The sequence below is a fragment of the Stagnihabitans sp. genome, from assembly GCF_964946895.1.
Genome location: NZ_CBBQHX010000075.1, coordinates 1 through 9,347 on the forward strand (window position 1 = coordinate 1; position 9,347 = coordinate 9,347).

Consider the following 9,347-nt stretch of genomic DNA (forward strand, 5'->3'; position numbering starts at 1 on the left):
CGCATCGCTGGTTCTGCCAATTGGCACCGTCTCACCGACAATCCTGGACGTCAGGTGTTCATTCCTGCACTAATGTTATGCCTGAAGAGCTGTTCGCAGAGGCTCGGGCGGTATCCATTCGTCATGTCGAGAGATTTTCCACCAGACCATGTGGAATGCCGTGGGTCTAATTTACGAGACTGCGGTCTGCTTTGGCCCCCTGGCCGGGTTCATGCTCGCTGCCGGACAGCGCTGAGGAAAGTGACAGGTGTTCCTTAGCTTCCGGCGCTGATATGGCTCGCCCTGAGGCGCTTGGCTTGCGGTGCGGCATTGGCCTTTGTACTACCCTCGGCAGCATCTGCCCCTTAGTTCAGTGCAACACAGCCGTGCGCAGCATTCTGCATGGCATGGTCCAAGACATCCGCCGTTGCCCCAAAGGTGTCAAACATTGTCTTGTAGGCCGTTTGCGCTCCGCGCCGGTGGTTCCCCTCGGCGCCTTGCGGTCCCGGCCGCGGTGTCACGCGCGCTGGCTGAGCATTGTCAGCGGTCTGATGTCGACAGGGACCGCCAACAGCCGGTCAAGTTGAGAGAACAAGGGTTGCAGGTGCGGCATGGCGAGGTGGGTGTCCAGGGCCGCACGGCTGGTCCAGTTTTCGTAGAAGACGAAGATGCAGGGGTCGGCGGCGTCGACGTGGAAGTCGTAGTTGATGCAGCCTTCCTCCGCGCGGGTGGGGGCGACTTGCGCCTCCAGCAGGGCGGCCAGTTCGGCGCGGGTTTCCGGCCGGGCGGTAACGGTGCCGATGATGGTGTACATGGGTCAGGCCTTCTTCTGGCTCAGGGCGACGGCGAAGATGATGATGGCGCCCCGGGCGATCAGCTGCTGGCTGAACTCCAGCCCCATCAGGATCAGGCCGTTGTTGATCAGGCCGATCATCAGGGCGCCGACGATGGTGCCGATGACGGTGCCTTTGCCGCCAAACAGGCTGGTGCCGCCAAGGACCGCTGCGGCGATGACCGAAAGCTCGTCCCCCTCGCCCAGCTGGAAGCGGCCCGATTGCAGGCGTCCGGCGTAAAGCATCCCGGCGATGGCGGCGGCGGTGGAGGAGATGACCAGCACCTTGAACTTGATGTTCGCCGTGTCGATGCCGGAATATCTTGCGGCGGTTTCGCCGCCCCCGGTCGCCAGCACCCGGCGGCCAAAGCCGGTGCGGCGCAGGATGAAGTGACCCAAGGCCCCGGCCACCAGCATCCAGAACAAGAGGACCGGGACGGGGCCGATGGAGCCGCCACCGAAGGCCCAGGAATACTTGGGTGACAGGATCGGCACGGCGGCGGTGGCGGAAATCCACATGGCGACGCCTTTGGCGATGCCCATCATAGCAAGGGTCGTCAGAAAAGAGGGGATGCCGATCTTGGTCGTGAGCCAGCCGTTGAAGCAGCCGACCGCGATGCCGGTGGCGATGCCTGCGAGGACCCCGGCGAAGGGTCCCGCCACGGCGATGGCCATGGCGACGGTCACGGTCGCAAGGCCTGCTACGGCGCCGATCGACAGGTCGATCTCTCCCGATGCCAGCACAAAGGTCATCGCCACCGCCATCACGGCGATCATCGCGGTCTGGCGGATGATGTTCAGAAGGTTGGTCGGGTTGAGGAAACCCTTCTGGCTCAGCGTCAGGGCGAAGACCACGAAGATCACCACGAAGCCGATATAGATGATGTTCTGCCGCCAGTTGGCGAGGAAGCCGCCCATCGGCGTGGAAGTTGCGTCAGCCATGGGACACCTCCTGTGTCTGTTCCGCCTCGAAGGCGAGGGCCTTCTGGATTTCGATCTGCAATTGCCGCTCGGCCCCTTGCAGGCGGTGGCCGGGGTCGGGTTCTGTGGGGTCATCCAGCGTGGCGCGGTCGATCATCTGATGCGCGCGGCCATCGGCCATCACGAGGATGCGGTCGCAGGCGGTGAGGAGTTCGGAAAGCTCCGAAGAGATCATCACGATCCCCTTGCCCTGCGCGGCCAGATCGCGGACCAGCCGGATGATCTCGGATTTGGAGCCAATGTCGATGCCCGCCGTGGGTTCATCCAGCACCAGAATATCCGGGTCAGTGGCCAGCCATTTGCCGATCACCACCTTCTGCTGATTGCCGCCGGATAGGGTGGATACCGCATGATCCCGGCTGGCGGTCTTGATCGACAGGCGTTTGATCATGTCGTCGGTGATGGCCTTGGCCTTCTCACGGTCCACCACACCCTTGCCAGAGATGCGGTCCAGCACGGACAGAACCATGTTGCTGGCCACCGAATGGGCGGGAATGATGCCTTGCGTCGCCCGTGCCTCTGGCACCAAGGCGACACCTGCCGCGATGGCATCCGAAGGCTTGCGGATCGCAACCGCTTGGCCTTTGATACGTATTTCCCCCGACACCGCCGGTTCAATCCCCGCAATCACCCGCGCCAGCGCGGAGCGGCCAGAGCCGAGAAGCCCCGCCAGCCCCAGAACCTCGCCCCGATGGAGCGTGAAGCTGACATTGTCGGGCTTGTGCGGGCCGGTGAGGTTGATGGCCTCCAGCAACACCTCGCCGCGCGTCACGTCGCCCCGATGCACATCGGCCAGCCCCTTGGAGCGTTTGCCAACGATATGTTCGATCATCGTGTCAATAGGCAGGTCCGAGAGCGGCGCCGTGATCACATGCTTGCCGTCGCGCAAAATGGTGGCGCGGTCGGCGATGCGGGCGATTTCGTCCATGCGGTGGGAGACGTAGATCACCGCCACCCCCTGCGCCTTGAGCTTGCGCAGGAAAGTGAAAAGACGCTCCACATCCGACACGGCCAAAGCGGTGGAGGGTTCGTCGAGGATCAGTACCTTGGAGGTCTGGCTGATCGCCTTGGCAATCTCGGTCAGTTGTTTCTGCCCCGCCCCCAGCGACCCCACCACGGCTTTCGGGTCCACCTTGACCTCCAGCATGGCGAAAATCTCGGCGGCTTGCGCCTCGCAGGCCTTGTCGTCCAGAAGGCCGCGGGTGGTGCGGGCCTCACGGGTCAGGAAGATGTTCTGCGCCACGGTCAGCGTGGGGATCAGGCTCATCTCCTGAAAGTTCATCGCAATCCCGGCAGCGCGAGAGGCTTCCGGGGTGTGGGTGGTCAGCGGCACGCCCCCCACCGCAATCGTCCCGGCATCCGGGCGATGAACGCCGTTCAGCACCTTCAGGATGGTGGATTTCCCCGCCCCGTTGCCGCCAAGAAGGGCATGGACTTCACCGGGCAGAACCTCGAAATCCACGTTGTCCAGTGCTTTGACACCGCCAAAGGCCTTGGAGATGCCCTTCATGGTGACAGCGGTCATTTCCCCACGGCCTCCCATTGGCCCGTTTCGCCGGAGCGGAGCAGGGCATCGGCGACCAGTTCGCAGGCCAACCCATCCGCGAAGTTCGGAGAGGGCTGCTTGCCGGTGGCGATGGCTTGGAAGAAATCGTGGCATTCCACGATCTTCGTTTCGGAATAGCCAATCCCAAGACCGGGGATTGGCCACAGGCCTGCGCCATAGGGATGGGCGGGGCCCGTATAGACGGTGCGGAAGCCGCGTGCATCCGCCGGATCATCCGCGAACATCACCTGCAACTCGTCCCGGCGTTCATAGTTGAACGCAATGGAGCCTTTGGTGCCGTGAATCTCCAGCGTGATGAAGTTGTTGCGACCCCAGGCGTTGCGGGTCGCCTCCAAGGAGCCGATGGCGCCGCTTTCGAATTTCAGCATCGAGACGACTTCGTCGTCCACATCCACCTCGGCCCGCTCGCCACCCGCCGACTTCTCAGACGCGCCCAGCTTGTCCACGCCACCTTGTTGCAGGGGCCGGGTATTCACATAGGTCCGCGTCATGGCATTGACCGCTTCAATCGGCCCGGCCAGATAATGCGCCAGATCAACCACATGGGTGCCAATATCGCCCACGGTGCCCGAGCCCGCGATCTTCTTCTGGAAGCGCCAGGACAGCGGGCCGTTCTCATCCGCCGACCAGTCTTGCAGATAGGTGCCACGGAAGTTCAGGATGCGGCCAATGCGGCCTTCCTCGATGTATTTCTTGGCCAAAGCCACAGCCGGAGTACGCCGGTAGTTGAAGGCGACCATGTGGATCACGCCGGCCTGCCGCACAGCCTCGGCCATGGCGCGGGCTTCCTCAACCGTGCGGGCGAGGGGCTTTTCGCAGATGATGTGCTTGCCTGCCTTGGCGGCGGCAATGGCAATCTCGGCATGGACGTTGTTGGGCGTGCAGATGTCCACCACGTCGATATCCGGGCGGGCGATCACGGCGCGCCAGTCGGTGGAGGCCTCGTCAAAGCCGAACCTTGCGCGGGCGGTCTCGGCGGCGCTGTCGGTTATGTCGACCACAACTTTGCGGTGCGGGATGGCGGGGGCGGGCCAGAAGAACATCGGCATGGCGGCGTAAGCCATGGCATGGGCCTTGCCCATGAACCCGCCGCCGATCATGGCGACGTTCATCACTTGGGTCATCTTCATTCTCCTGAAAAGGGGGCGCGGGAGGAGGGGCCTCCTCCCGCGCGGGGCCTTAGTTCACGTACGAGGATTTGACGTTGTCGGTCGCCTCGGCGGAGTAGACCTGCTTCCACGCGTCCAGCAGGTTGGCATGGTCCACCGGCAGCGCAGGCAGCGCCACGAAGGCCGGGGCCGCTTTGCCGAGCAAGCCGTAGCCCGCCAACTTCGCTTCGACCACACCCGCGTCATAGGGACGCTGCGCCCCCAGACCCTTGACGAAGCCGTTCTGCGCCATCGAAATCGCGACATTCTCGCCCAGGTCGCAGGTCGTGATGATCAGATCATCGCGGCCAGCGTTGCGGGCTGCCGAGATCACGCCCTCGGCCGGAACGTCCCAAACCGCCCAGATGCCCTGAACCTCGGGATGCGAGGTCAGGATCGCCCCGGCTGCCTTTTCGGCATCGCCAGAGAAGTCCGGGCCGCCGATGCCCTGTTCATCGACGATCTTGATGTCGGGGTAATCGGCGGTGATCGTGGTCTTGAAGGCGTCATAGCGCTGTTTGGTCACGAAGAAGTCGGCGGCATGGAAGACCAGGGCGATATTCCCCTTGCCGTCCAGTGCCTTGGCCATCAGATGGGCCGCAGCGACGCCATTGCCGTAGTTGTCGGCAGACACCACAGACACGTAATCCTTGCCCGCCGTCATCCCGGCAGCCACGTTGTCCATGAACACGATCTTCACACCCGCATCGGCAGCGGCCTTGTAGGCGGCAGCGGTCGCGGTCGGGTCGGTCGGGATGGAGACGATGATCGACGGCTTCTGCGCCATGATCGTCTCAAGGTCGGCGACCTGCTTTTCCGGCTTGAAGCCCGCGTCGGTCACGGCGATCACCTTGATCCCCATCGCGGCGAACTGGGTTTGCAGGCCGTTGACCTGTGCCCGGCTCCAGTCGTTTCCACCGTAATGCAGCACGATGGCGGCGGTGGCGTTCATCGCCTTGATCTTGGCCAGTTCGTCATCGGTCAGGGTGATGGACGAAGCGGGCGAGGGGTCCTCGCCGTTCGGGCCTTTGGACAGAACGCTTTCGACCAGTTTGGCCAAAGCTTCGTCCGGACCCGCATAGGCCGGGCGCATCGCGGTCATCAGCGCAAGCAGAGCCGCGCCGCCCAAAAGGCTGCGTCGAGTGATCATGGTCTTCCTCCCAGAAGTGGGCTTTTCAGGCCCGGTTGTCAGTATGTTTTCAAGTAGTTCATGCTAAGGCGCGCCCCTTCGGCAGGGTCGGGCCAGGCATCGAGTTCAACGCAGACCCAGCCGTCAAAGCCGGTGTCGCGCATCGCTTGCAGGATGGGCGCGGTCGGTATGTCGCCGCGATCCAAGGGGGTGAAGGCGAAGGGCTCACGCTGGAAGCCCTTGAGGTGGATGTAGGAAATCCGCTTGGCATGGTCGTGGATCAGTTGCGCCGGATCGCCACCCGCTGCCGCAAGGTGCGCGGTGTCGGGGACGAAGTCGATGGCGGTCAGGTCGAAGATCTTGGCGACCGAGGCCGGTCCTTCGACGATGGTGGACAGGTGCGGGTGGTAGTGCGCCCGCAGGCCCCGGGCCTCGGCCAAATCCTTCACGCGGTCCAGCGCGGCGGCGAGCTTGTGGTAATCCGTCTCGCGGATGCCATCAAAGCGCTTGGCCCCGCCACCCACCACCAGGTGAGGCGCCCCCAGTTCGGCGGCGCGGTCGGCGCAGCGGGTCACGCGGGCCAGTTCCTCGGGCAGGATGTCGTCGAAGATGAAATTGGCGCCGGAATAGGCCGCGACCAAAGTCAGGCCCTCGTTCGCCAACAAGGTGCGGAAATCGGCGGCGGAGTGGTCCAGAAGGTTGCCGTCAAAGACCTCCACCCCCTCATAGCCCGCTGCGGCGATGTCGGCGAAGGCGCGGTCCATCTGGCCGAAGGTGCGATAGGCCAGCTGCGTGATCGAGGTCACCCCCACCGCATCCCCGCCAAGCGCGCCCCAGCAATTGGCGTGATAGGCCAGCTTCCAGGCTGTCATTTTCCCCTCCCTTATCCCGGCCCTCCAGCCGATGTGTGGGTTGTAATTCCGTTAATCGTATCATGTCAATATAATTACACATTAACAGCGGATACTTTTGCTGAATAAATGCAAAAGTATCCGCTTGATCCGACGAACGCCCCGATTTATCAAGGAAAAACGGAGGAGACATGGCGCAGGACCTGACCGAGATTTCCGGACTGGCGCGGGGCAAAGGGCGGCCCCGGGTGGCGGAAACGGCTGCGCCCTCGCTGGTGGAGCTGCTGAACCTGATTCGCGCCGACGACCCGACGACCCGGCATGAGCTGGAGCGGAAAAGCGAGTTGGGCCGCGCTGTGGTGTCTGACCGGCTGACCATGCTGGGCGATCTGGGGCTGATCGACGAAAGCGAACTTGGAGCCGCGACCGGAGGCCGCGCGCCGCGATTGGTGCGGCTGGCGGCGAAACAGGGCCGCGTGCTGGTGGCGACGCTGGATCAATCCGCGCTGGGCGTCGGCGTGGCCGACCTGTCGGGCAAGCTGCTGACCGAACATCACGAGGCTTTCGAACTGACCGCCCCGCCGCAAGCGCTGGCGGAACGGCTGACCACCCTCTTGAAATGGTCGCTGGACCGGCAGGCCTCTCCGGCCGGGTTGTGGGGGGTTTCGCTGTCGGTGCCGGGCACAGTGCCGGGGGCGGCGGGGGATTTCCTGACGCGGACCCCCGCCGTGTTGCCCGCATGGGAGGGCTTTCCGCTGGTCGAACGGCTGACCCGCAGCTTCGGCGCGCCGGTCTGGATGCGGTCTTCCGTCGATACGATGACGATGGGGGAACTGCATGGCGGGGCGGGGCAGGGGTTTCAGTCCATGCTGTTCGTCAAGGTCGGGCGGCGGATCGGCGCGGGGATCGTGTCAGAGGGGCGGCTCTTTCGCGGGGCGCAGGGGGCAACCGGGCTGATCGGCGCGCTGCCGGTGCATCTGGGCGACCGCGTGGGTACGCTGGACCTCATGGCCGGGTCGGACATGATCCTGCGCGAGGGGCGATTGGCGGCGGAAACCGGGCGCAGCGCCTTTCTGGCGGACCATCTGCGGCGCGGTGGCGAGATTACCGCGATTGACGTGGCGCAGGCGGCACAAATGGGCGATGCAGCTTGCACCGAGATCCTCACGACATCAGGCCGCCTGATCGGGCAGCTGGTGGCGACGCTGACCAACACACTGAACCCAGAGGTGATCGTGCTGTCCGGCTCTATTGTGCAGACGAGTGACATCATTCTGGCCGCCGTGCGCGAGGCGGTCTATGGCGCAAGCCATCCCTTGGTGACGCGGGATTTGCGCATCATCCGCAGTCAGATGGGATCGTCCGCCGGGCTGGTTGGCGCCGCGCGTGTCGGTGCCGAATTGCTGTTTGCGCCGGAATTCCTGAAGGAATGGGTCATGCAGGGAAGCCCGCTGAAACACCCCGGTTTCGTTGCCTTCCGTGCGGGGCTTGACACCGCCCCGCCCCCGCCTGCCCCTTCTCCGCCCCCGTCACGAGGTGCGCCATGACGATTTCCGGCCTTGGCCCGCATGGCGAGCGCGCCGCCCCGCCCGAACGTGTGACCTTGCTGCCCGAAGACAGGGCAGCGGCCAAAGCGCGGGGCTTCCGGGTGGCCGTGGTGCTGCACACCCTGGAAAGCGATTGGGCGCGTCAGCAACTGTCGGGAATCGTGGGGATTCTGGGCGACTGTGGCACCGCCGTCACCCATGTCATCGACTGCGGCTTTTCGCCCTCGGCGCAGGTCAAGGCGCTGGACGGGCTTTTGGTGCAGAAACCGGATGCGGTGATCTCTTTGCCGGTGGCAAATCAGGAGGTGGCGCTGGCCCATGCGCGTCTGGCAGAGGCCGGGATCAAGCTGGTTCTTCTGGACAATGCGCCGACGGGCCTTTTGCCCGGCACCCATTACGGCACGCTGGTCTCAGCCGACAATTTCGGCTTGGGCCTGATCGCCGCCGAGGGCCTGTCGCCGCATCTGCCGCAAGGCTCCGAAGTTGGTATGCTGGGTTACGCCGCCGATTTCTTCGCCACCAATGAACGCGAGATCGCCTTCACTCAATGGATGCAGACCCGCCGCCCCGATGTGACGATCCGTCAGGACGGCTTTGGCAGCATCGACGAGGCGACGCGGCGCACCGAGGCGATGCTGGCCGCCTGTCCCGACCTTGCGGGCCTGTTTGTCGTCTGGGATACCCCGGCCCTGAGGGCCGCAGAGGTCCTGCGCTCTCATCATCGACCCATCCCGATGGCCACTGTCGACTTAGGCGAAGAGGCCGCCATCGGGCTTGCTCAAGGCGCGCCCTTTGCCGTCATCGCCGCGCAGCAGCCCTACAAGCAAGGTGTGGCGGCCGCCCAGACGACGATTCTTACCCTTCTGGGCCGCCTGACCCCCGCCTGGATCGCCTTGCCCGGCATCGCCGTCACCCGTGAGAATGTGGTCGAAAGTTTCCAGCGCATCTGGCGCAGCCCCGCCCCGCAATCGGTGCTGAAAGCTGTGGGCCTGATCGACTGACTGGTCCATGGATGTCTTTGGGTGCAAGGTCACCTTCAGACCCCGACGAATGTTCCGCTTGAAGCTCCAAGCCCGCGCCAAGCCATCAGACCTGCCAAAAAGCATCGAAGTCTGCCCCTTGACGACGTCCACTGCTGACTCCTGCGGCCCTGCCAATTCCCGCAATTCTCGCAGCAGTGAACGGCATCACGCTAGGGCGCTGGTTGGATGCAGATGGCGGTGTCAAACACCTTCCCGAGACGCACCCAAACGGCCGCTTTGAGGACTTCCCTGAACAGCTCATGGGAGTGGCTGACTGTCCGCAAAGGGCCG

Annotated in this window: 8 protein-coding genes; 2 read left to right on the forward strand and 6 right to left on the reverse strand. The window is 64.2% G+C overall.

Annotated elements, in window-relative coordinates; genetic code table 11:
* Positions 1-496: 496 nt before the first annotated feature.
* From AC1Y2B_RS22875 to AC1Y2B_RS22900, 6 genes are read right to left on the reverse strand one after another with little or no spacing between them, the layout of a single operon-like run.
* A complete protein-coding gene (locus tag AC1Y2B_RS22875) occupies positions 497-793 on the reverse strand; it encodes a putative quinol monooxygenase (RefSeq protein WP_482255436.1) in 297 nt (98 codons plus the stop codon).
* Between the two features lie 3 nt (positions 794-796).
* Complete coding sequence (locus AC1Y2B_RS22880; RefSeq protein ID WP_482255437.1) at positions 797-1,753, reverse strand: ABC transporter permease; 957 nt, start codon at positions 1,751-1,753, stop codon at positions 797-799.
* A complete protein-coding gene (locus AC1Y2B_RS22885; RefSeq protein WP_482255438.1) occupies positions 1,746-3,317 on the reverse strand; it encodes a sugar ABC transporter ATP-binding protein in 1,572 nt (523 codons plus the stop codon). Before AC1Y2B_RS22885 ends, AC1Y2B_RS22880 begins: the two co-directional genes overlap by 8 nt.
* Complete coding sequence (locus AC1Y2B_RS22890; protein ID WP_482255439.1) at positions 3,314-4,483, reverse strand: levoglucosan dehydrogenase; 1,170 nt, start codon at positions 4,481-4,483, stop codon at positions 3,314-3,316. The genes AC1Y2B_RS22885 and AC1Y2B_RS22890 overlap by 4 nt, the downstream gene beginning before the upstream one ends.
* A 55-nt stretch (positions 4,484-4,538) precedes the next feature.
* Complete coding sequence (locus tag AC1Y2B_RS22895) at positions 4,539-5,657, reverse strand: substrate-binding domain-containing protein (RefSeq protein ID WP_482255440.1); 1,119 nt, start codon at positions 5,655-5,657, stop codon at positions 4,539-4,541.
* A 38-nt stretch (positions 5,658-5,695) separates the two neighbouring features.
* Positions 5,696-6,508 (reverse strand): sugar phosphate isomerase/epimerase family protein, encoded by an 813-nt coding sequence (locus AC1Y2B_RS22900; RefSeq protein ID WP_482255441.1) that lies wholly within the window; start codon positions 6,506-6,508, stop codon positions 5,696-5,698.
* 170 nt (positions 6,509-6,678) lie between these two features.
* Here AC1Y2B_RS22900 and AC1Y2B_RS22905 point away from each other — a divergent pair, with 170 nt between their 5' ends.
* On the forward strand, positions 6,679-8,034 hold the full coding sequence (locus tag AC1Y2B_RS22905; RefSeq protein WP_482255442.1) for an ROK family protein: 1,356 nt from the start codon (positions 6,679-6,681) through the stop codon (positions 8,032-8,034).
* Positions 8,031-9,035, forward strand: coding sequence for a substrate-binding domain-containing protein (locus AC1Y2B_RS22910; RefSeq protein ID WP_482255443.1), 1,005 nt, complete (start codon positions 8,031-8,033; stop codon positions 9,033-9,035). The genes AC1Y2B_RS22905 and AC1Y2B_RS22910 overlap by 4 nt, the downstream gene beginning before the upstream one ends.
* Positions 9,036-9,347 lie beyond the last annotated feature (312 nt).

Bases quoted from the DNA above. Each gene is read 5' to 3' on its own strand.
- AC1Y2B_RS22875 (WP_482255436.1), bottom strand. From the start codon at position 793: ATGTACACCATCATCGGCACCGTTACCGCCCGGCCGGAAACCCGCGCC.
- AC1Y2B_RS22880 (WP_482255437.1), bottom strand. From the start codon at position 1,753: ATGGCTGACGCAACTTCCACGCCGATGGGCGGCTTCCTCGCCAACTGG.
- AC1Y2B_RS22885 (WP_482255438.1), bottom strand. From the start codon at position 3,317: ATGACCGCTGTCACCATGAAGGGCATCTCCAAGGCCTTTGGCGGTGTC.
- AC1Y2B_RS22890 (WP_482255439.1), bottom strand. From the start codon at position 4,483: ATGACCCAAGTGATGAACGTCGCCATGATCGGCGGCGGGTTCATGGGC.
- AC1Y2B_RS22895 (WP_482255440.1), bottom strand. From the start codon at position 5,657: ATGATCACTCGACGCAGCCTTTTGGGCGGCGCGGCTCTGCTTGCGCTG.
- AC1Y2B_RS22900 (WP_482255441.1), bottom strand. From the start codon at position 6,508: ATGACAGCCTGGAAGCTGGCCTATCACGCCAATTGCTGGGGCGCGCTT.
- AC1Y2B_RS22905 (WP_482255442.1), top strand. From the start codon at position 6,679: ATGGCGCAGGACCTGACCGAGATTTCCGGACTGGCGCGGGGCAAAGGG.
- AC1Y2B_RS22910 (WP_482255443.1), top strand. From the start codon at position 8,031: ATGACGATTTCCGGCCTTGGCCCGCATGGCGAGCGCGCCGCCCCGCCC.